Genomic DNA, 21,456 nt, shown 5'->3' on the forward strand with positions numbered 1-21,456 from the left:
GGAGCGGAGGAACAATGCTGCCAGCCGGAATGGATCCGCGGACGCCGGTGCTCGTCGGCGTCGGGCAGGTCGTGCACAGGACGGGGGAGCCGGGACTGCCAGGGCCGGTCGAACTCGCCACCGAATCACTGCGCCAGGCGGGCGCGGACAGCGGCACCGGGGACCGGCTGCTGCGCGCCGCCGATCTGGTCGCCGCGGTCGCGCCGGTCAGCAAGCCGTACCCGGATCTGGGCGCGCTGGTGGCCGCCGAACTGGGCACCGCCCCGAAGCGCACGATGCAGTCCGTGCGATTCGGCGGCGACGCGCCGCAGCGGCTGCTGAACACGGTCGCGCAGGCCATCGCCGACGGACAGTCCGAGATCGCCCTGATCACCGGCGCCGAATCCGTGGCCTCCTGGAACGCGGCGACCCGCGCGGGCGCCGCGCCGGGCTGGCCCGAGCAACCGGAGGATGTCACGCCGACCGAGGTGATCGGCTCGGACAAGGCGCCCAACTCCGAGATGGAGACCGCGGCCGGACTGTGGGGTCCGGTCTACTTCTACGCGCTGATGGAGACCGCGCTGCGCGGCAGGCTCGGACTGAGCGAGGACGCGCACCGCGAGCGGATCGGCGGACTGTGGTCGCGGTTGTCGGCCGTTGCCGCGGACAATCCCTACGCCTGGATGCCCGCCGCGCAGTCGGTCGCCGACCTGGTGACGCCCTCGTCGAGCAACCGGCTCGTGTCGACCCCGTACCCGAAACTGCTGGTCGCCAACCTGTCCGTGGATCTCGGCGCGGGACTGATCGTGTGCAGCGCGGCAGCCGCCGACGCCGCAGGCGTCCCGCGCGATCAGTGGGTCTTCCCGCACGGTGGCGCGACCGCGACGGACGTCTGGTTCGTCTCCGAGCGCGCCGACATGAGCGCGTCGCCCGCGATCGCGGCGGCGGGCCGGTCCGCGCTCGGCGCGGCGGGCGTCGGCATCGACGACGTCGCGCACGTCGACCTGTACTCCTGCTTCCCCGTCGCGGTGCAGGTCGCCGCGGAGGCACTCGGTCTGCCGATCGACGATCCGGCGCGGCCGCTCTCGGTCACCGGCGGCCTGACTTTCGCGGGCGGCCCTGGCAACAACTACGCCACGCACTCCATCGCCACCCTCGCCGCGCGGCTGCGCGAGGACCCCGGCTCGTACGGTCTGGCGACCGCGCTCGGCTGGTACATCACCAAGCACGGCGTCGGCGTCTACTCGACGCGTCCGCCCGCCAACCTGTTTCGCGCGGTCGAGGCCGAGGCGCCGGACGCGCGTCGCGTGACCGCACCCGGCTACACCGGCCCGGCGACCGTCGAGGCCTACACCGTCGCCTACCGCAAGGGCCCCGCGCCGGAGCACGCCGACGAACCCGAGGCCGTCGTGATCAGCGCGCTGAATCCGGCGGGCGCACGCATACTTGTTCGGGTTTCGGACGCCGAGACCATCGCGGCGTTCACCGACGGCGACCCGATCGGCGCGAGCGCCCAGATCACCGCCGCCGACCAGCTCACCCTGCGCACCGAGAGGACCCTCCGATGACCGACCAGGTACTCGTCGAACGCCGCGACGCGATCACGCTGCTGACCGTCAACCGGCCCGAGGCACGCAATGCGATCGATCTCGCCACCGCGCAGGCCATCGAGGCGGCCGTCGACGAGTTCGAGGCCGACGCCGACGCGCGCGTTCTCGTGCTCACCGGGGCGGGCGGAACCTTCAGCGCGGGAATGGATCTCGTCGCCGCGTCCAAGGGCGAGATGCCGATGACGCAGCGCCGCGGCCCGCTCGGTATCGCGGCGAAACCGCCCGCCAAGCCGATGATCTCGGCCGTCGAGGGCTTCGCGCTGGCGGGTGGCTTCGAGCTGGCGCTCACGGGCGATCTGATCGTGGCGGCGCGGGACGCGCAGTTCGGAATCCCCGAGGTGAAGCGGGGTTTGGTGGCCGCGGGCGGCGGTGTGCTGCGGCTGACCCAGCGCCTGCCACGCCCGATCGCGGCCGAGCTGGCCCTGACCGGCGGTCGCATCGGGGCCGAGCGGCTGTATCAGCTCGGCCTGGTCAACCGGGTCACCGAGCCGGGCGCCGCGCTGTCGAGCGCGCTGGAATTGGCCGCCGAAATTGTCGCGGCCGCACCGCTTTCCGTCGCCGCGAGCAAGCGCATCATCGACGAGTCGCCGGACTGGACGGTGGCCGAGGCGTTCGCGAAGCAGGGTGAGATCGCGCTGCCCGCGCTGTTCTCCAAGGACGCCGCCGAAGGTGCATTGGCATTCGCGCAGAAGCGCGAACCGAAGTGGCAGGGGCGCTGACCCGATGACCGAACGCGTCCGGGAGACGCAGGCGCAGCGCCGCGCGCGGATGCGCACGCGGCTCCTGGACGCGGCGATCGAGAGCTTGGTCGAGGTCGGGTACGCGGGCACGACGACGCTCGAGGTGCAGAATCGCGCGGGCGTTCCGCGCGGCACGTTGCAGCACCACTTCCCGACCAAGCCGGATCTGCTCGCCGGCGCCGTCGAGCACCTGGCCGCGCGCCGATTGGAGCAGCTGAGAACGGAATTCGCGGCGATACCCGAGGACGTCGATCGGCTGGTGACCGCCGTCGAGCTCACCATGCGTATGTTCAGCGGCGAGTCTTTCCTTGCCGCACTGGAGATCTGGGTCGGCGCGCGCACCGACGCGGAACTGCGCGCCGCCTTTCTGCCCTTGGAGCAGCGCCTCTTCGAGCTGATGCACACCAGCATTCGCGACATCTTCCGCGCCGAGTTCCCCGACGATCCCCGGGTGCCGACGATCACCGAGTTCACCATCGAGATCATGACCGGGCTCGCCATGCGCGCGCTGTTGACGGGCAATGTGGAGCGGAACCGAATCTTGCAGCAGCGCTGGGGAAATGCGGTGCGGGTGTTGTTGGGGACAGCTCCGGCGGAGACATTGCTGGAGGCCCGGTCGGTGTGAGTGGTTGCGCGGGCCGAGGCGGCTGACTGGAGCGCTGCTGAAGCCTCGGCAGAGGTAACGGCTCTCGCCGGGAGACCGCTGGAGCCTTGGCCGGTGTGGATGGTGCGCGGGCCGCGTGACCGCGCTGCACCGCTGGCGCGAGCACGGCTGGCTCACCAACGCGGAGGTCCCGTCAGCGGGTCTGGCCGGGACGCTGCTGAGGCCTTGGCCGGTGGAGTGATGCGGGGCCGAGGCGGCGGCCCTGCGCGGTGCTACGGCCCTCTCGCGCGAAACCTCGGTCCCGCGTGCGTTACGTGCGATTCCTATCCAGCTGATCGAGCAGCAGCCGCGCGCATCCCTCCGGGTCGTCGAAGTACGGCGAGTGCCCGCTGCCGCGCAGCGTGACGTGCCTTGCGTTGGGCAGTTCGGCGCGAGCCCTGCGGTGCTGGGTGGCGTAGGTGAGCAGGATGTCGCGGTTTCCCCAGGCGATGGTGACGGGAATGTCTGCGAGCGCGCCTATTTCGGGCAGGCGGACATCTTTGAAGGAGTCCAGAGCTTCGGCGAATCCGGTCGACTCGATCGCGCCCTCGGCGGTGCCGATCGCGACCTGCGCGTCCACCGCCCACGGCTTGCCGAAGATCAGGGACAGGAAGACGGTGCGACCAGCTGCCGTGCCGAGAATCGTCGGGAGTAGCGGACGCAAAGTGCGCGCGAGGACGACCGACTTGCCCAGCGACTGCTGGCACCACACCCGGCCCGCGGTATCCCAGAATCCGGCCGGTGAGTACGCGGTGACCGAGCGAGCCAGGCCGCGCGCGCCGAGTTTCAGTGCGATCAGTCCGCCCATCGAGTTGCCGCCGAGGTGCGGGCGCTCGATGCCCTGCGCGGCGAGCCAATCGGCCAGCGCGTCGGTGAGTTCGTCGACGGTTGTGTGCGGCAACGGGTCGGAGCGCCCGAAGCCGGGCAGATCGACGGCGATCACGTCGAAGGACGCGGCGAGGGTGTCGATGATCGGCTCCCAGATCTGCCAGCGGCTGCCGACGCCGTGCACCAGGACCAGCGGTTCACCCGTGCCGACCCGGTGATGGTTCCACGTAGTCATGCTCGTCCTCGGTTCTTCTGTTGGCGGTGCGCCAACAGTATCAGGGCATCCGTGTTCCCGCTGGCAGAGTGGTCGTTCGGGGGTAGGATAAAAGGTATGGCAACGCGTAAGGTCACTCTATCGCTGGACGAGGCGGCCTGGTCGTTCGCGGAACAGGCGGCGGCCAGGGCGGGCATGTCGCCGTCGGCGTGGATCTCCAAAGCCGCGCGGCGGGAAGCGGTGCGCACGGGTGTCGGTCCGGTGACCGATGTGGCGGCGGAAGCCGCGGCCGACGAGGCGGAGCTGGCCGCCGCCGAGGAGGCGATGCGTGCGCAGGGGTGAACTGTGGAGCTATCACCCGCACGGTTCGCCTCGGCGCCGTACCGTCGTGCTCATCAGCAGCGACGGCATCAACGAATCACCCCGGCAGTGGCTGATCGCCGCCGAACTGCTCGACCAGGATCCGCAGGACATCCTCGCGGTCCAGGTGCCTGGACGCGGCTGGGTGCACGCGGGCAACATCGGCCGCATCTATCGCGGCTGGCTCGCCGACCGCATCGATGACATGGACGCCGAGGTGCTGGAACGGATCGACACCGCGTTGCGCGCCGCGATGGACTTGTGACGGGGGCGGGTGTGTCTGCGGATGGTGTGGTTCTCCGCATGAGTACCTAGCAACGGGAAGGCACGGTCTGCTCGTGTGCCGTTGACGGACATGAGCACCTACCTACCCGCGAACGAGCGGGGCAGGTATATCTGATCGGGTGAGGAAATCGGTGATTGCGGCGGTGTGTGTGGTGTTGCCGCTGCTCGCGGGCTGCGGGGACGAGACGAGCACGGCGCCGGATTCATCGACCGCCGGCGCCGCGCCGACCACCGTGGCGTCGACAGGCACGCTGCCCGCGGGGGACCTGAGCCAATCCGATATCGCCACGGCGCTGTCGGGAAAGGGATTGCCGCCGAAGCAATCCGAGTGCGTCGCGCGAATCTACGTGGAGGAGAAGATCTCTCAGGACGGGCTGCGCAGGATTCTCACCGCGGACCTGAGCGGTCCCGTCGATCCGGTGCTGCTCGGGCTCAGCGCCGAAGACCAGACGCGGGTCGGCACCGCGACCCAACGGATGGTGCAGGAGTGCATTTTCTGACGACGGCGATCCTTCGGGCAGCCCGGCATTCCCTTCCGAGAGCGTGACAGCCGCCATTTCTCTATCGACCGTAGTCGAATGGATTCGACGGGAGAGAAATGGTGGCTCCGCGTCGCCCTGGAGCCGCCATTTCTCTCCCGTCGATAGCCGTGGGAAGGTGGGGTCAGAGGGCTATCGTCAGATCGATTTCGGCGTGTGAGCCTTCGACGAGGTTTTCCGCGATCCGGACCGGCTTCTTCACCGGCAGCACGTACGTCCCTCGCTTCTTGTCCGGGAACAACGAGGTAGACCACGTGCTCGCGCCGATCCTGACGTGCACGCGGACCGCCCCGAACCCACCGGACCGGTGCCCGTAGCGCTCCTCGATGTCGTCGGCGATCTCCTCGGGGAGCGACACGAAATGCCAGGAGCCCTCGCCGGAGTGCTCCCACACCCGCGCCGTGAACGAATACTTCGAACCAGCCACGTGGCGACTGTAACGGCGCGGTCCGACAGGGTGCGCGGAACGCTGTACCGCCACCTCGATGGGTTCGCCTGATCCGCATTTCGATCGCGGTGCGCGCAACCCGTGAGCGCGCCGCCGATCGGGTTCATCGTGGGGTGATGACATCCACCGAGGCGACACGTACCGCGGACTCCGATCTGGATGAGATCTTCCTGCCGATCTTCGACCGGATCGCCCAGGGCGCGGTGGAGCGCGAAACCGACCGCACACTGGCCTACGAGGAGATCGGCTGGCTGCGCGCCGCCAGGTTCGGCGCGCTGCGGGCGCCGGTCGAATTCGGCGGCTACGGCGCGAGCGTGCGGCAGCTGTTCCGGTTGCTGATCGAGCTCGCCGCCGCCGAATCTAACCTGCCGCAGGCGCTGCGCGTGCACTTCTCCTTCGTCGAGGACCAGCTGCTCGCGGAGCCGGGGCCCGCGCGGGAACGCTGGCTGCGCGCGGTGAGCGAGGGCGCGCTGGTCGGCAACGCCATCACCGAACCTGGTGTCGGCGCGGTCGACCGGTATCACACCAAGCTGACCCGCAGCGGCGACCACTGGCTGCTCAACGGCACCAAGTACTACAGCACCGGTTCCCTGTACGCCGACCACATCCTGGCCGCGGCGGACCGCGACGGCGAGCGAGTCGGCGTGCTGGTCGACGCGAACGCGGAGGGTGTGCGTCAGCACGACGACTGGGACGGCTTCGGCCAGCGCCTCACCGCAAGCGGCACCACCGAGTTCAGCGACGTGGCAGTCACCGAGGATCGGATCCTCGGCCCGGGGTACGGCGCGCCCGGCCCGACCTACGCCACCTCCTACCTGCAGTTGGTGCAGCTGTCGGTGTTGGCGGGCATCGCGCGGCGCGCGGAGCGCGACGCTCGCGAGTGGGTGGCCCGGCGCACCCGCGGCTACACCCATTCCGCGGCCGATCTGCCGCGCCACGATCCGCTGGTGCAGCAGGTGATCGGCAAGCTGTCGGCCGCCGCGTTCACCGCCGAGGCCGCCGTGCTTGCCGTCGCCGATCTACTGGACGAGGTGTTGGCGCGCGGCGCCAAGGACGAAAGCGATTTGGTGGCAGTGGAACTCGCCGCCGCGCAGGCGCAGCTCGGCGTCATCGATACGGTGCTGCCCGCGACCACCCTGCTGTTCGAGGTCGGCGGCGCGTCCATCGTTTCCGAAGGGCTGCGGCTGGACCGGCACTGGCGCAACGCGCGCACCATCTCGGTGCACAATCCGGCGATCCAGAAGGCCCGCGCCATCGGGGATCATCTGCTCAACGGCGCCGACCTGCCGTTCGCGTGGAGCGCGGGCGAACGGGGCGCCACCCGATGACCCGCCGAATCCGGTTCAACGCCTTCGACATGAACTGCGTCGCACACCAGTCGCCCGGACTGTGGCGTCATCCGGACGACCAATCGCACCGCTACAAGGAACTCAGCTACTGGACCGATCTGGCAATCCTGTTGGAGCGAGGGCGATTCGATGGCATCTTCATCGCGGACGTGCTCGGCACCTACGACGTATACGGCGGCAACGACATCGCGGCGCTGCGCCAGGGCGCGCAGATACCGGTGGCCGACCCGCTGCTCCTCGTCTCGGCGATGGCGGCGGTGACCGAGCACCTCGGCTTTGGCATCACCACCGGCACCGGCTTCGAACACCCGTATCCCTTCGCGCGCAGGCTCTCCACGCTCGACCACCTCACCAACGGGCGGGTCGGATGGAACGTCGTCACGGGGTACTTGCCCTCGGCGGCACGCAATTTCGGCGCCGACGACCAACTCGACCACGACACCCGGTACGACCAGGCCGACGAGTACCTCGAGGTGCTCTACAAGCTGTGGGAGGGGTCCTGGGAGGACGACGCGGTGGTGCGCGACGCGGCGCGGGGCGTCTTCGTCGATCCTGCGAAGGTTCATCACATCGGGCACCGCGGGACCCACTACACCGTGCCCGGCGTGCACCTGTCCGAGCCGTCGCCGCAGCGCACTCCGGTCATCTACCAGGCGGGCGCTTCGCCGCGCGGGGTGCGATTCGCGGCGGAGAACGCGGAAGCGATCTTCGTGGCCGGACCTTCCAAACGTGTGCTCACCCAGACTGTGTCGCGCATCAGGGACGCGCTGGAAGCCGCAGGACGGGATCGGTACGCCGCGCGAATCTACGCGCTCGCGACCATCGTCACCGACGAGACGGACGAGGCGGCGCGCGCGAAACACGAGGAATACCTGAGCTACGCCAGCGTCGAGGGCGGGTTGGTGTTCATGTCCGGCTGGATGGGAATCGACCTGTCCCGCTACGACCTCGACGCACCGATCGGCGCGGTGCAGAGCAACGCCATCCAATCGGCCGTCGCGGCCTTCCAGGAATTCGACGACGACGGCCGCGAATGGACGGTCCGCGATATCGGCCGCTGGGCGGGCATCGGCGGCATCGGCCCGGTGTTCGTGGGTTCCGGTGCGACGGTGGCGGATCGGCTCCAAGAGTGGGTCGCGGAGACGGATGTGGATGGATTCAATCTCGCCTACGCGATCACGCCGGGAACGTTCGAAGACATTGTGCGGCACGTCGTCCCGGTGTTGACCGAACGCGGTGCGTACGCCGAGGAGTATGTGCCGGGTACTTTGCGCAATGCGTTGTTCGGCGCGGGAGATCGGCTGCCGGAGGAGCATCGCGGGGCCAGGTATCGGCTCGGCGGGCCGGGGTCGACGGTGTTGTCCGATGCGGAAGCGCGGCCGGGGGTGGTGGTGTCCGCGCCCTGAGCGGGTGCGGGGCGCCGTGGTGCTGGCATGCGTAGTCGGGCGTGGTGCGCGGTGGTGTTTGCGTGGTGATCGGGCATGGGCGAGGCGATTTCGGGGCTTTGCGCCCGGTTCGTGCCCGATGCGGAATCGCGGGCGGGTGGTGGTGCCCGCGTCGTGAGCGGGTGCGGGGCCGCGGTGGTGCTGGCATGCGTAGTCGGGCGTGGTACGCGGCGGTGTGCGTGGTGACCGGGCATGGGGTTGCGGCGGTTTCGGGCGTCGCGGCCCGGGTCGTGCTCGATGCGGAATCGCGGGCGGGGTGATGGTGCTCGCGCCGTGCGCGGACGCAGGGCGTGGTGGTATCGGCCGCGTAGTGGCGGTTTGGGGCATTGCGGCCTGGCTCGTGCTCGGTGCGGAATCGCGGGCGGGGCTGTGGTACTCGTGCCGTGAACGGGTGCGGGGCGCGGTGGTGCTGGCATGCGTAGTCGGGCGTGGTACGCGGTGGTGTGCGCGGTGACCGGGCATGGGGTTGCGGCGGTTTCGGGCGTTGCGGCTCGGCTCGTGCTCGATGCGAAATCGCAGCCGGGGTGGTGGTGCTCGCGCCGTGCGCGGACGCAGGGCGTGGTGTCGGCGGCGTAGTCGCGAGGGGTACGGGGCGGTGTTTGCGCGGTGATCGGGCATGGGTTGGGGCGGTTTCGGGCATTGCGGCCCGGTTCGTGCCCGATGCGGAATCGCGGGCGTGAGTGGTGGAGCCCGCGTCGTGATCGGGTGCGGGGCCGCGGTGGTGCTGGCACGCATAGTTGGGCGTAGTGCGCGGCGGTGTGTGCGTGGTGATCGGCGTGGGGTTGGGGCGGTTTCGGGGCGTCGCGGCCCGGCACGTGCCTAACGCGGAATCGCGTCTAGAGCGGTGGTGCCTGGGCGGTGAACGGGCGCGGGACGCAGTAGTGCTGGCACGCGTAGTGGGGCGTGGTGGGCGGCGGTGTGTGTGCGGTGACCTGGCAGGGGTCGGGGCGGTTTCGGCCATTGCGGCCTGGCTCGTGCTCGATGCGGAATCACGGGCGGGGATGGTGATGCTCGCGCCGTGCACGGACGCAGGGCGTGGTGTCGGCGGTGTAGTCGCGAGGGGTACGGGTCGGTGCTTGCATGGTGATCAGGCCTGGGCTGCGGCGGTTTCGGGGCGTTGCGACCGGCTCGTACCCGATGCGGAATCGCGGGCGGGGTGGTGGTGCCCGGGCGTGCGACGCCGTGGTGCTGGCACGCGTAGTCGGGCGTGGTACGCGGCGGTGTGTGCGCGGTGATCGGCGTGGGGTGGGGGCGGTTTCAAGGCGGCGCGGACCGGCACGTGCCTGACGCGGAAGCGCGGGCGGGGTGGTGGTGCTCGCGCCGTGCGCCGGCGCGGGGCGTGGTGTCGGCGGCGTAGCCGCGAGGGGGACGGGGCGGTGTCTGCGCGGTGATCGCGCATGGTGGTGCTCGCGCCGTGCGCGGACGCAGGGCGTGGTGGTATCGGCCGCGTAGTGGCGGTTTGGGGCATTGCGACCTGGCTCGTGCTCGATGCGGAATCGCGGCCGGGGTGCCGCGTCGTGATCGGGGTGGGACGCGGTGGTGCTGGCAGCGTCGTCGGGCGTGACCGCGGCGGTGTGTGCGCGGTGGCCGGGCATGGGGCGCGGCGGTGTGTGCGCGGTGACCGGGCCTGGGGCGCGGCGGTGCGTGCGTGGTCGCTGGGCGTGGGGTTGCGGCGGTTTCGGGGCGTTGCGGACCGGCACGTGCCCGATGCGGAATCGCGGGCGGGGCTGTGGTGCTCGTGCCGTGAACGGGTGCGGGACGCTGGTGCTGGCACGCGTGGTCGGGCGTGGTACGCGACGGTGTGCGCGTGGTGATCGGCGTGGGGTGGGGGCGGTTTCAAGGCGGCGCGGACCGGCACGTGCCTGACGCGGAAGCGCGGCCGGGGTTTCGCCCGCCGTGAGGGTGCGGGGCGCAGTGGTTTATGACCGGCTAGGGCTGGGGCAGCGTCGCCAGGAAGACCTCGGCCAGCGCTTCCAAACCCGTGCGGTCGACGTCGTCGAAGCGGCCGGGCTTCGGGCTGTCCAGATCCAGTACGCCGACCAAACGACCTCTATGCACCAGTGGCACAACGATTTCCGACCGCGAGTCCGCGTCGCAGGCGATGTGTCCCGGGAACTCGTGCACATCGGGAACGATCTGAGTCGCCTTGGTCTCCGCGGCGGTCCCGCACACCCCTCGACCCAGCGCGATGCGCACACACGCGGGTTTCCCTTGGAATGGTCCGACGACCAATTCCGTGCCGTCGTAGAAATAAAATCCGGCCCAATTCAATTCGGGCAGCGTGTGAAACAGCAGCGCCGAGAGATTGGCCGCATTGGCGACGCGATCGGTTTCGCCCGCGACCAGTGCCTGGGCCTGCGCGATCAGCTGTCGGTACTGCTCGGATCGGTCGCCGGTGAGGTTTTCGACGGTGAACGACATAGGGGAATGGTAGATGCTGCGGAAATCTTGTCTGCCCATTGATTCTCGCTGATCGCAATACTCCAGCCGACCGCGCGGGGGGCGCACGATCCCGACATGACAACGCAGAATTCCGTATCCCGTTCCACTCGTTCGGCCGCGGTGATCGGCGCGGGCCAAGCCGGCGTCACTGCGGCACTCGGTCTGCTCGACGCCGGGTTCGAGGTGACCCTCTACAGCGATCGCGATCAGCGCGCGCTCCGCGACGACGTCCCGGCGACCGGCACCGCGCTGGAATTCGGTGAGGCGCAACAGGCGGAGGCCGCGCTCGGCTTGGACAGCTACACCGCGCGGGCGCCGCGGCACACCGGCCTCAGTGTGCGGATCGCCGGACCCGAGCGCGAAGAACTCATCGCCTTCGACGGAAACTTCGACGGCTACGTCGGCGTCGCGGTCGACACCCGGTTGAAGGCCGACGAGCGGCTCACCGCCTTCCAGGAGCGCGGCGGACGCTTCGTCGTCGAGCAGGTCACCGCCGAAACCCTCGACCCGATCGCCGCCGCCAACGACCTCACCCTGGTCGCCACCGGACGCGCCGGTCTCGCCGACCTCTTCCCGATCGACCAGCGGCGCACCGTCTACGACGCACCGCAGCGCTCGCTGCTCACTGTGACCGTCACCGGCCTCGGCCACGACACGAGCGTCTTCGCGCACCGCAGCCCGGCGGGCGGCGGGCACAGCGGGTTCTCCATCTTCGCCGACCAGGGCGAAGGCTGGTGGGGTCCGTACCTGCACAAGGACGTCGGCCCGAGCTGGGCGTTCCTCGGCTGGGCCCGTCCTGGCAGCGACTGGGAAAAGCGTTTCGCCGCAGCGGATTCCGCGGAGTCCGCGCTGCGCATCGTGCAAGACCTCTACCGCGACTACATCGACTGGGACCTGCCCGAGGTACAGGCCGCGCAGGTGATCGCCGAGGACCCGCAATCCTGGCTGAAGGGCGCGGTGCGCCCGTTGGTCCGCGCCGGTGTCGGCCGCACGGCGGGCGGGCACGTGGTCGCGTCGTTCGGTGACACGTCGGTCGCCTACGACCCGATCGCCGGACAGGGCGCGCAGAGCGGACTGATCCAGGCGCAGCGCCTGGTCGCGGCGGCCGCGGTGCACGACGGCCCGTTCGACGAGGACTGGCTGAGCGCCCGGTACGCGGAATTCCTCGCCGCCCGCAGCGACGCCGCGAGCAAGGTCACCCGTCTCTTCCTCGGCGACCCCGAACTGGCCGAGATCGGCAACCAGTTCTTCGCCGCGGCCGCCGTCGACCCCCGCTTCGCCTCCGCCCTCGTCGGCCTCCTGCACCGCCCGCAACCGCTACTCGAGATCGACTCGCTCGAAGCGGCCAACGCCTACATCACCCGCGTCACCGGCGAAAACGCGGCCGACCTCCTCGCCCGCTTCACCCCCGCGGGCCGGTTCACCCGCTCCACCTTCGCCGACACCCTGGCCACCAGCTGACCCTCGAACCGAGACGTCGCCACCGTTCCTGGTGGCGGCGTCTCCCCGCAAGGAGCAGCTGATCGCGGCCTGCCGCGGGTGGTCGACGCACTGGTCACCACCGCCGACGGGCTCGGCACCTCGCTGCTGGCGGTCGCGCGGCGCCGGACCCGGCACTGTGGTCTGTACCGGTTCGGTGCGCGGCAGCACGCCCGCGCAGCCGCTCAGCACCAGCTCGTCGCGCGACACGAGGAGCACCCGATGCCGGGCGCGGCGGACCAGGCGGTGCAGGCGAGTCCGCGTTGCGATCCCGAGCGGCACCTGCCGCCCGCAGCTCGAACAGCGCCCCTCGTCCTGTCCGCAGCTCCGGACAGCGCCTTGTCCTGTCCGCAGCTCCGGACAGCACCTTGTCCTGCCCGCAGTCGAACAGCGTGTCGTCTCTGTCATCAGCTCGAACAGTGCCTGGTCCCTGTCCGCAGGTCGAACAGCGCGTCGTTCCTGCCCGCCGGTCGAAACAGCACCTCGTCCCGGGGCGGCGTGCCGTCGCTACCGCCCGGGCGCACGGACCACTGGAAATCGACGGTAGTCAAATGGTTGCTATTTGATCTTGCAAAGCCACCATATGACTACCGTCGAATCCATTTCTCTATCGACGGTAGTCAAATGGTGGTTGCGCCCTTGACAGGCCAACAGCCCTCCCCAAAGCTCGACCGGCCGAAGAGCTCTTTTCGCTTGCCCTCCCTAGACGCAACCACAGCCGGATGACCACGCCGGAAGCCGAACCCCACGCCCGCCAACTGCGGGAGGTAAGCCGGGTACGGCACACGACGCGCCCAGCACCGCTCCGAGGAAAACCTGGGTAGGCCAACCACCTGGGCACCCGCAACATTGGGCGAAAACACCGGTAGGCCTACCCCCTTGAACACCCGCAACATTGGGCGAAAACACCGGTAGGCCCACCCCCTTGGGCACCCGCAACATCGGGAACCGTCACCCCAACGCAACGCACCAATCCCACGAACCCAAATCCACCCCTCACACCAGTCAGCCCATGCGATCGCACAGATTCAAACCCTCGTCTCGCCCCCGCCCCGGTGTTGCACTGGGAACAGCCGGGTGCACCAGCAGCCGCACCCGGCGATCCCCACGAAACCCACGGAGCGGCCATGACCACGGAGCGGATCGCGGAGCAGACCAAGTTCGCCTACTGGGTGCCCAATGTCAGCGGCGGCCTGGTCACCAGCGACATCGAACAGCGGACGAGCTGGGATTTCGAGTACAACAAGAAGCTGGCGCAGACCGCGGAGCGCAACGGTTTCGACTACGCGCTCTCACAGGTCCGCTACACCGCGTCCTACGGCGCGGAGTACCAGCACGAATCGACCTCGTTCAGCCTGGCCCTGCTCGGCGCGACCGAGCGGCTGAAGGTGATCGCCGCCGTCCATCCCGGCCTCTGGCATCCGGCCGTGCTCGCCAAGTTCGGCGCCACCGCCGATCATCTCTCCAACGGACGGTTCGCGATCAACGTCGTATCCGGCTGGTTCGCAGGCGAATTCACCGCGTTGGGCGAGCCCTGGCTGGAACACGACGAACGTTACCGGCGCAGCGCCGAATTCCTCGAGGTGATCCGCAAGATCTGGACCGAGGACAACGTGAACTACGGCGGCGACTTCTACCGAATCCGCGATTTCACCTTGAAGCCCAAGCCGCTGAACACCCCCGAACGGCCGAATCCCGAACTGTTCCAGGGCGGTAACTCCACCGCCGCGCGCCGCAACGGCGGTCGCTACGCCGATTGGTACTTCTCCAACGGCAAGGATTTCGACGGCGTCACCGAACAATTGGACGACCTACGCGCGGTGGCCAGGGCGCACGACCGTGAGGTGAAGTTCGGGCTGAACGGATTCATCATCGCCCGCGACACCGAGAAGGAAGCGCACGACACCCTCCGCGAAATCATCGCCAAGGCGAACAAGCCCGCGGTGGAAGGTTTCCGGGACGCGGTACAGCAGGCGGGCGCGTCCACCAAGGACGGCAAGGGCATGTGGGCGGACTCGACCTTCGAGGACCTCGTCCAGTACAACGACGGTTTCCGCACGAAGCTGATCGGCACGCCGGAACAAGTCGCGGAGCGGATCGTGGCCTACCGCCAACTCGGCGTCGACCTGGTGCTCGGCGGATTCCTGCACTTCCAGGAGGAGATCGAGTACTTCGGCGCGAAAGTCCTTCCACTGGTGCGGGAGCTGGAGGCCGCCCGCGAACCGGTCGCGGCGGTGCGGTGATGACCGCGGTCGCCGCCGACCGCATCGCGTCCGCCGCCCAAGCGCTTTCGGTCGCGAACCGACTGGCGGCCGAATTCGCTGTGGAGGCTTCCGACCGCGACCGCGGACGAAGGCTGCCACACGCCGAGGTCGCGCGGCTCGCCGCGAGCGGACTGCTGGCCATCACGGTCCCGGCCGAGTTCGGTGGCGCCGACTTGCCGCCCAGCGTGGTGGCCGATGTGGTGCGGATTCTGGCCGCCGCGGATCCGAATATCGCGCAGATTCCGCACAGCCACTTCGTCTACGTGAATCTCCTGCGGCTGGCCGGATCCGCCGAGCAGAAGCAGCGCTACTTCGCCCAGGTGCTGGACGGCGCGCGGATCGCCAACGCGCAATCCGAGCGCGGCGGTGCGACGGTCGCCGACATCGCCACGACGGTGCGCCCACTCGGCACCCGGTTTCGCGTCGACGGTACGAAGTACTACTGCACCGGCTCGCTGTTCGCCGATCTGCTCGCGGTACTGACCCGGCTGGACGATCCCGATGGCGAACTGCCCGCGGGCGAATACATCGCCTATCTGCCCGCCGATACCCCTGGCGTACGGATCATCGACGACTGGAATGCGCTGGGGCAGCGAACGACCGGAAGCGGCACGGTCGAATTCGACGGTGTGGTGGTCGAGTCGGATCAGTTGATCTTCAGATCCGATGCGGTGCACGCGCCGACCGGCTACGGAGCTTTCGCGCAGCTGCTGCATGCTGCCATCGACGCCGGCATTGCGCGTGGAGCATTGTCCGCCGCAACGAAATTCGTTCGGTCGAAGAGCAGGCCTTGGTTCGAGTCGGGCGTGGGCCGTGCGATCGATGATCCGTTGCTGATTCAGCGGTTCGGCGAGTTGTCCGTGGCGGTCGTCGCGGCGGAGGCGACGTTGCGGGCCGCGGGTCTCGCGGTCGATCGTGCGGTCACCTCGGAACCCGCGCTGTCGAACGAAACCGTGGCGGACACACATCGCTCCGGCTCTCCGGCGCAGAACGGTTCGGTGTCCGCCGTGCCGAGTGCCCCGAGTGAGGCCGTTGCCGAAGCATCACTCGCCGTCGCGGCGGCGAAGGTGCTGGCCGATCGAGCCGCCAACGATGTCTCCTCGGCGCTCTTCGAGGTCGGCGGAACACGCAGCACAGCAAGTGATCTGAACCTGGACCACTTCTGGCGTAATGCCCGCACGCACACACTGCACGACCCGGTCCGCTGGAAATACCAGCACATCGGCCGCGCCCTGCTGCACGAGACCGCGCCACCACTGCACGGCGTCATCTGACAGGGAAACCACGAAAGGAAGGACACAGCGGTGACAGTGACCGTCGTCGTCGGCAACCCGAAACCCGCGTCCCGCACCCTGGCCGCGGGCACCCTCGTGGCACGCGGCCTCCGGCCCGATACCGAACCCACCGTGCTCGACCTGGCTTCCTACGGCCCGGCCCTGCTCAGCTGGGGTGATCCGGCCGTGGCCGATGCCGTGCGGACCGTGGCCGAATCCGAACTGGTGGTGTTCGCGAGCCCCACCTTCAAGGCCACCTACACCGGACTGCTCAAGCTGTTCCTCGAACAGTTCGACGGCGGAACGGGATTGGCGGGAGTGCTGGCCGTCCCGGTGATGCTCGGTGCGGGACCGGCGCACGCACTCGCGCCGGACCTCCTGCTCAAGCCGGTGCTCGTTGAACTCGGCGCGACGGCCGCCCTGCCCGGTCTCTACCTGGCCGACCGGACCTTCGCCGAGGACGGTGCGATCGATGCCTATGCCGAGCGCTGGCGTCCCGTTGTCCGAGCGCTGAGTCGCTCGGGCGCGGCCGATGCGAGCCCGGGCGGTCCCGGTACGAGCGATCCGAATCAGAACGCGGGTCGCTCGGATGCGGGAACAGGCCGGCCGAATTCGGACGTACACACGAGCAAGGCGGTGGAACATGCATGACCTTTTCGAAACTCCCGCCGACGGAAGGGGTTTGCGTCGTGCGTTCGCGAACTTCCCGAGCGGTGTGGTCGCGGTCTGCGCGGAGGTCGACGGCACACCGCACGGCCTCGCCGTCAGCACCTTCGTGCCCGTTTCGCTCGATCCGCCGCTGGTCTCCTTCTGCGTGCAGAACAGTTCCTCGACCTGGCCGCGCCTGGCCGCTGCGTCCCACCTCGGCCTGAGCCTGCTCGGCACGGATCAGACCGACGCCGCCCGCGCGCTCGGCGCCCGCGACGGCGACCGCTTCCGCGCCAGCGAATTACACCGCGGCACCGGCGACGCCGTCTTCCTCCACGGTGCGTCCGCGTGGATCGAGGGCGTCCCCGAGGCGCAGGTTCCCGCGGGCGACCATCTCGTCGTCATCCTGCGCATCCACCGCCTGGCCACCCGTCACGACGTCGACCCCCTCGTCTTCCACGGCAGCCGCTTCCGCCGCCTGCACGCCGAACCGAGTGAGATCACCGACGTGGCGAGCTGATCATCCCCGGCCCTAACCTGGGCCGGTGCCCCTAGTCGAGGTGACCTACGCCCCTCACGTCCCCGAGTCGACCCTGCACGCCCTCGCCGAGCACCTTCCACACCTGGTCTCGGTCGCCGTGGAGTGCCCCGAGGAGCCTTACGACGGCAACCTCCAACCCGGTGACGTCGAACTCCGCTTCCGCCCCCTCGGCCCCTACGACCGCAGCGGCCTCGACGCGGTCATCGAGATCCGCTCCAAGTACTTCGACTCCCGCGCCGCCACCCGCCAATCCCGCGTCGACGCCCTCCACCGCGCGATCACCGCCCACACCCCACTCACCGACTTCGGCATCTACCTCACCATGCCCGTCGCCGCCTGGGCCCAGACGGAGTAGGCCCCGTAAACGACGAAACCCGCTGTGGGGCAGCGGGTTTCGGAAACTGGAGCCGATGACGGGAATCGAACCCGCGCTGTCTGCTTGGGAAGCAGAAGTTCTACCATTGAACTACATCGGCACGGTACCGAGGTACCACCCGAGACTGTAGCAGAAGCGGCGTTGCGGCGGGAAAAGTCCAGCTAGATGCCTTTGACCTGCGTTGATGCCGCGGCGGTGAAACCGTCGGACGCCCCCGAACGGGTCCAGCTCGACGGTGCCGTTCGGCCGGATTCGAGGGCGTACGGGGCCGAATCTTCCCAAACCTTCGCCGAATTCCCCCACCGCGCCCGCCGACGCCGACTGCCCCGCACCGATGGGCCGCGAGGGAAAGTGACGGGTCGCGGCAGCCGCCGAGCTGGGATGTCGGTTCAGTAGGTCTGGGCCGCCACGGCGTCGGTCCAGTCGCGGAGAAGTTCCGCGAGGCCGTCGGCCTCCGGATGGTCGGTGGCCCATGCGGTGTAACCGTCGGGGCGGATGAGGACGGTGGCGGGGGTCGGGATGTCGCCGACGCCGGGGATGGTCCAGCGGGAGGCGTGGCTCCGGGCGGTCACGACCTCGACGTGGCGGTTCCAATCGGTGTCGAGCGGCTCGGTTCCGGCGAGCCGGAGCAGGAGCGGGCGGGCGGGGCGCAGGAGTTCGTGGACGCGGGCGGGGCCGGCGGCGGTGACGAGGTCGGCGTCGGGTATGCGGCGCCCGGCGAGCGGGTGATCGCAACCAGTGGCGTAGCGGATGTCCAGGGCGGTGATCATCAGGCCGAGGCGGTGGCGAATCTCGTCTGAGGTGATCAGCTCGCTCATGATGTCGCGCAGGGCATCGGTGTGCGGGCCGGAACGGCCCAGCGCGGTTTGGGCGCGGGTGTTGTGCAGCACCCGGGCGGCGACGGGATGGCGTTCGGCCTGGTAGGTGTCGAGCAGGCTGCCGGGTGCGTCGGCGCGTAGCACGGCGGCGAGCTTCCAGCCGAGGTTCACCGCGTCCTGGACCCCGAGGTTCAGTCCCTGACCACCCGCCGGATAGTGGATGTGGGCCGCGTCGCCCGCCAGGAAGACGCGGCCCGCGCGATAACGGCCGGCCTGCCGCGCCGCGTCGCCGTAGTGCGAGACCCAGCGGGGACTGTGCATGCCGAAATCCTCGCCCGCGATCTCGCGGAAGTTGGCGCGGAAGTCCGCGAAGGAGAGTTCCGTCCCGCGCCCGAGCACCCGGTCGTGCCGCTGGACGAGGAGCCGGTACCACCCCGGCTGAAGCTGCACGACCGAGAAATCGCCCGCGCCGCGACGGTGGCTGAAGAAGGGCTGGGCCGGCGGTTCGGCCAGTTCGACGTCGGCCAGCATGCCGGTCATCGTCGCGTCGGTGCCCGCGAACGCGATGCCCGCCAGCCTGCGCACGGTGCTGCGCCCGCCGTCACAGCCGACGAGGTAGGCCGCGCGCAGCCGACGGATGCCCTGCGCGCCGCCGACCTCGACCTCCACTTCGGAGCCGTCTTGACGAAACCCGAGCACGGGCGAATCCCACGCCACGGTCGCGCCGAGTTCCTTTGCGCGGTTCTCCAATTCTGTTTCGATCAGCGACTGCGGTATCACGAGAGTGAAGGGGTAACGAGTCGGGAAATCGCTGAAGTCCAAAGGGATTCCGGCGAAGTGCCCGACCTGGAGCGGACGCCCCTGCGCGAGCATGCCGTCGAGCATGCCGCGCTGATCGAGGATTTCCATGGTCCTGGCGTGCATGCCGCCCGCCCGAGATTCGCCGGTCCGCGCGGGCAGCGCGTCGAGGATCGTCACCTCCAGCCCGAGGATCCGCAGTTCACACGCCAGCATCAGGCCCGTCGGTCCGGCTCCGGCGATCACCACATCGGTCGCGTCCACAAACCCTCCTTAACAACGTTAAATCCTTAACGATGTTAAGGAGAACAAGAACATTGTTAAGCTGTCAAGGTGTCGAACAGAACCGGTCAGGTGAAGCTGGACCCCGAGGTGATCGCGGATGCCGCGCTGACCCTGCTCGACGAGGTCGGCCTCGACGGCCTGACCATGCGCAAGGTCGCGGCGGCGCTGAACGTGCAGGCGCCCGCGCTGTACTGGCACGTCGCGAACAAGCGGGAGCTGCTGGACGTGATGGCGCGGTCCGTCTTCGTCTCCGCGGTGGCGGACGTCGAGGCGCCGCGGCGCGGCGAGGATTGGCGCGACTGGCTCATCGCGCTCGCCGGTCGGCTGCGCCGAGCCATGCTGGGCTATCGAGACGGGGCGAAAGTGCTGGCGGGAACCTATATCAGCGACGAATCGATGTGGCGCACGGTGGAATTGACGCTGCGCACACTGGAGGACGCGGGATTCTCGAGAAGACGAGCCGCGCGGGTCTTTCCGATCCTGTTGCACTACACCGTCGGCTTCGTGATCGAAGAACAGGCGCGCACCGGCGGCGAGTACGGCGACCGCGACCCCTACCGGCCCGAGCGCCTCGCCGAGTTGGTCGACGCCCAGCGTTTCCCGCTCACCGCCCATCTGGTGAGCGAGGTTTTCGTGGGCGACACCGACGCGGAGTTCGCCGACGGCCTGCGCGTCATTCTCGCGGGCATCCACGCGGTCGGGATCGAACCTGCCGACTGACCTGCCCCAGCCTCTTCCTCGCAGATGCTTTGTACGGTCAGCGGTCCTACCTACCCAAAGGCCTGTCGAGCACGGCCGCGCGCCCGTCGGATCGCGAGCGCCATGCGGATCAGGCCGCGGTTTCCAGGTCCGCCTTCAACCGCTCGAGCGTCCGCCGGATGTTCCCGCGCTGGAACTCCGCGAACCCGGGCTTGCCGGTGGCGATCTTGTCGAACCAGAGGGTCGGCAGGTCGGGCCAGCCGCGGCGGTCGTCGGTCCAGGTTTCGGTGATCAGGGTTCCCTCGGGCACGGCCTCGAAGCGGTATTCCCAGCTGGCGATGGCGACCGGAAGGACCGGCTTGCGCAGGCCGTAGCGGCGGACCTTGAACGCGAAGCGGCTGCCGCGCTCGGCGGCGGTGACTTCACAGCCGGTGGACCAGCGCACGCCGCGGCGGATGTTCGTGCCGACGAAGCGCATGCCCACGCGGACGGGCGCGCCGGGTTCGGCGACGACCGCGCCGGTGTTCTCCGGGCTCCAGCGGTGGATCTGGGTGACGTCGCTGACGCGGTCGTAGGCCGTCACCGGGTCGATCGCGACGACGATGCTGTCGGAGACCTGCTTTGTTCGTGGCACGGATCGACTGTAGCGGCGGCCCGGGAACGCGGCGTCAGGTAGCGGAACACGGCCAGGCAGAGCAGGATCCACAGCGCTCCGATGGACCAGCCCGCCAGCACGTCGGTGGGCCAGTGCACGCCGAGATAGACGCGGGAGGCGCCGACGGCGGCGATGAACAGGACGGCGATCAGCGCCGCTCCCACTCTGGCCGCCGCGTGCGCGAGCTTGGGGATGAGCACGATGGCCACGATCCCGACCACCACGAAGGTGCCCGTGCTGTGGCCGGACGGATAGGACAGGCTGTTCTCCACCGCGAGGCGATCGGCGACCGGCGGGCGTTCCCGGCCGACGAGTCGCTTCGCGATCGCGACGATGAGTGCGGCCCCGAGCCCGGTCACGGCGATGAGCACCGCGCGCAACCGGTCGCGCTCGCGCAGCAGCGCCGCGCAGACCAGCACGGTGAGGATCGTCATGGACAAGGTGTCACCGCAGTTGCTGACCATCTGCGCGGTCGGTGTGAGCACCCCGTTGCGGTTGTCGACGGCCCATCCGGAGATCTCCGGATCCATCGTCGCGAGCCCGCTGCTGTCGAGCACATTGCGGGTGAGCACGGTGATGAACGCCGCGAGGAGCACGCCGAGCGCGACGAGCGTCGGGACCGTTGGCACCGTTCTGCGGAGATTCGAGGTCACTGGTCCTAGGTTGCCCGCTCGCGCTGAGAATTAACTGAAGAGCGGCGACCACCGCGTCCGCGGCCGTGCCGCCGAACGACCCGA

At 69.2% G+C, this 21,456-nt stretch carries 20 protein-coding genes, 1 tRNA gene and 1 pseudogene; 15 read left to right on the top strand and 7 right to left on the bottom strand.

Going from position 1 to position 21,456, the window contains the following annotated elements; genetic code table 11:
- Positions 1-14 precede the first annotated feature (14 nt).
- The 3 genes from FB390_RS07375 to FB390_RS07385 are packed head-to-tail and all read left to right on the top strand — an operon-like array spanning position 15 to position 2,954.
- On the top strand, positions 15-1,547 hold the full coding sequence (locus tag FB390_RS07375) for an acetyl-CoA acetyltransferase (protein WP_141808271.1): 1,533 nt from the start codon (positions 15-17) through the stop codon (positions 1,545-1,547).
- Positions 1,544-2,308 (top strand): crotonase/enoyl-CoA hydratase family protein, encoded by a 765-nt coding sequence (locus FB390_RS07380; RefSeq protein WP_141808272.1) that lies wholly within the window; start codon positions 1,544-1,546, stop codon positions 2,306-2,308. The genes FB390_RS07375 and FB390_RS07380 overlap by 4 nt, the downstream gene beginning before the upstream one ends.
- 4 nt (positions 2,309-2,312) lie before the next feature.
- On the top strand, positions 2,313-2,954 hold the full coding sequence (locus FB390_RS07385; RefSeq protein ID WP_141808273.1) for a TetR/AcrR family transcriptional regulator: 642 nt from the start codon (positions 2,313-2,315) through the stop codon (positions 2,952-2,954).
- Between the two features lie 289 nt (positions 2,955-3,243).
- Here FB390_RS07385 and FB390_RS07390 read toward each other — a convergent pair whose 3' ends face one another.
- On the bottom strand, positions 3,244-4,035 hold the full coding sequence (locus FB390_RS07390) for an alpha/beta fold hydrolase (RefSeq protein ID WP_141808274.1): 792 nt from the start codon (positions 4,033-4,035) through the stop codon (positions 3,244-3,246).
- Positions 4,036-4,131: 96 nt separating this feature from the next.
- Between FB390_RS07390 and FB390_RS07395 the strand changes: the two genes are divergently transcribed.
- The 3 genes from FB390_RS07395 (at position 4,132) to FB390_RS07405 (ending at position 5,159) form a co-directional block, all read left to right on the top strand.
- Positions 4,132-4,356, top strand: a complete 225-nt coding sequence (locus tag FB390_RS07395) for a hypothetical protein (protein ID WP_067787098.1) — start codon at positions 4,132-4,134, stop codon at positions 4,354-4,356.
- A complete protein-coding gene (locus FB390_RS07400; RefSeq protein WP_141808275.1) occupies positions 4,343-4,639 on the top strand; it encodes a hypothetical protein in 297 nt (98 codons plus the stop codon). Before FB390_RS07395 ends, FB390_RS07400 begins: the two co-directional genes overlap by 14 nt.
- A gap of 151 nt (positions 4,640-4,790) precedes the next feature.
- Entirely contained in the window at positions 4,791-5,159 is a 369-nt protein-coding gene (locus tag FB390_RS07405) for a hypothetical protein (RefSeq protein WP_141808276.1), read from the top strand.
- Between the two features lie 163 nt (positions 5,160-5,322).
- Here the strand turns inward: FB390_RS07405 and FB390_RS07410 are convergent, their stop codons facing one another.
- Positions 5,323-5,625, bottom strand: coding sequence for a DUF1905 domain-containing protein (locus tag FB390_RS07410; protein WP_246123901.1), 303 nt, complete (start codon positions 5,623-5,625; stop codon positions 5,323-5,325).
- A gap of 137 nt (positions 5,626-5,762) precedes the next feature.
- On the opposite strand from FB390_RS07410, the gene FB390_RS07415 reads away from it, so the two are divergent.
- Positions 5,763-6,974, top strand: a complete 1,212-nt coding sequence (locus FB390_RS07415; protein ID WP_141808278.1) for an acyl-CoA dehydrogenase family protein — start codon at positions 5,763-5,765, stop codon at positions 6,972-6,974.
- Positions 6,971-8,401, top strand: a complete 1,431-nt coding sequence (locus FB390_RS07420; protein WP_141808279.1) for an LLM class flavin-dependent oxidoreductase — start codon at positions 6,971-6,973, stop codon at positions 8,399-8,401. Before FB390_RS07415 ends, FB390_RS07420 begins: the two co-directional genes overlap by 4 nt.
- Before the next feature lie 1,968 nt (positions 8,402-10,369).
- Here FB390_RS07420 and FB390_RS07425 read toward each other — a convergent pair.
- On the bottom strand, positions 10,370-10,861 hold the full coding sequence (locus FB390_RS07425) for a GAF domain-containing protein (RefSeq protein WP_141808280.1): 492 nt from the start codon (positions 10,859-10,861) through the stop codon (positions 10,370-10,372).
- Between the two features lie 96 nt (positions 10,862-10,957).
- On the opposite strand from FB390_RS07425, the gene FB390_RS07430 reads away from it, so the two are divergent.
- From FB390_RS07430 to FB390_RS07455, 6 genes and pseudogenes are all read left to right on the top strand, one after another.
- A complete protein-coding gene (locus tag FB390_RS07430; RefSeq protein ID WP_141808281.1) occupies positions 10,958-12,343 on the top strand; it encodes a styrene monooxygenase/indole monooxygenase family protein in 1,386 nt (461 codons plus the stop codon).
- Positions 12,344-13,488: 1,145 nt separating this feature from the next.
- Complete coding sequence (gene sfnG, locus FB390_RS07435; protein ID WP_141808282.1) at positions 13,489-14,604, top strand: dimethylsulfone monooxygenase SfnG; 1,116 nt, start codon at positions 13,489-13,491, stop codon at positions 14,602-14,604.
- On the top strand, positions 14,604-15,899 hold the full coding sequence (locus tag FB390_RS07440) for an acyl-CoA dehydrogenase family protein (protein WP_141808283.1): 1,296 nt from the start codon (positions 14,604-14,606) through the stop codon (positions 15,897-15,899). The genes sfnG and FB390_RS07440 overlap by 1 nt, the downstream gene beginning before the upstream one ends.
- Positions 15,900-15,929: 30 nt before the next feature.
- Positions 15,930-16,424, top strand: a pseudogene (locus tag FB390_RS07445) (NADPH-dependent FMN reductase); the annotation flags it as partial.
- A gap of 118 nt (positions 16,425-16,542) precedes the next feature.
- On the top strand, positions 16,543-17,067 hold the full coding sequence (locus FB390_RS07450; RefSeq protein ID WP_141808285.1) for a flavin reductase family protein: 525 nt from the start codon (positions 16,543-16,545) through the stop codon (positions 17,065-17,067).
- Positions 17,068-17,092: 25 nt separating this feature from the next.
- Positions 17,093-17,443: a hypothetical protein gene (locus FB390_RS07455; RefSeq protein ID WP_141808286.1), complete on the top strand. Its 351-nt coding sequence runs from the start codon at positions 17,093-17,095 to the stop codon at positions 17,441-17,443.
- 47 nt (positions 17,444-17,490) lie between these two features.
- Here the strand turns inward: FB390_RS07455 and FB390_RS07460 are convergent.
- Both FB390_RS07460 and FB390_RS07465 read right to left on the bottom strand, forming a co-directional pair.
- A tRNA-Gly gene (locus tag FB390_RS07460) sits at positions 17,491-17,564 on the bottom strand.
- A 289-nt stretch (positions 17,565-17,853) separates the two neighbouring features.
- Positions 17,854-19,344, bottom strand: a complete 1,491-nt coding sequence (locus tag FB390_RS07465) for an FAD-dependent monooxygenase (protein ID WP_141808287.1) — start codon at positions 19,342-19,344, stop codon at positions 17,854-17,856.
- Between the two features lie 69 nt (positions 19,345-19,413).
- Here FB390_RS07465 and FB390_RS07470 point away from each other — a divergent pair, with 69 nt between their 5' ends.
- Positions 19,414-20,085: a TetR/AcrR family transcriptional regulator C-terminal domain-containing protein gene (locus FB390_RS07470; protein WP_246123902.1), complete on the top strand. Its 672-nt coding sequence runs from the start codon at positions 19,414-19,416 to the stop codon at positions 20,083-20,085.
- A 109-nt stretch (positions 20,086-20,194) separates the two neighbouring features.
- Here the strand turns inward: FB390_RS07470 and FB390_RS07475 are convergent, their stop codons facing one another.
- Complete coding sequence (locus FB390_RS07475; protein WP_141808288.1) at positions 20,195-20,698, bottom strand: SRPBCC family protein; 504 nt, start codon at positions 20,696-20,698, stop codon at positions 20,195-20,197.
- Complete coding sequence (locus FB390_RS07480; protein WP_141808289.1) at positions 20,644-21,372, bottom strand: phosphatase PAP2 family protein; 729 nt, start codon at positions 21,370-21,372, stop codon at positions 20,644-20,646. The genes FB390_RS07475 and FB390_RS07480 overlap by 55 nt, the downstream gene beginning before the upstream one ends.
- Positions 21,373-21,456: the final 84 nt, after the last annotated feature.

It is taken from the genome of Nocardia bhagyanarayanae (assembly GCF_006716565.1).
Lineage (GTDB): Bacteria > Actinomycetota > Actinomycetes > Mycobacteriales > Mycobacteriaceae > Nocardia > Nocardia bhagyanarayanae.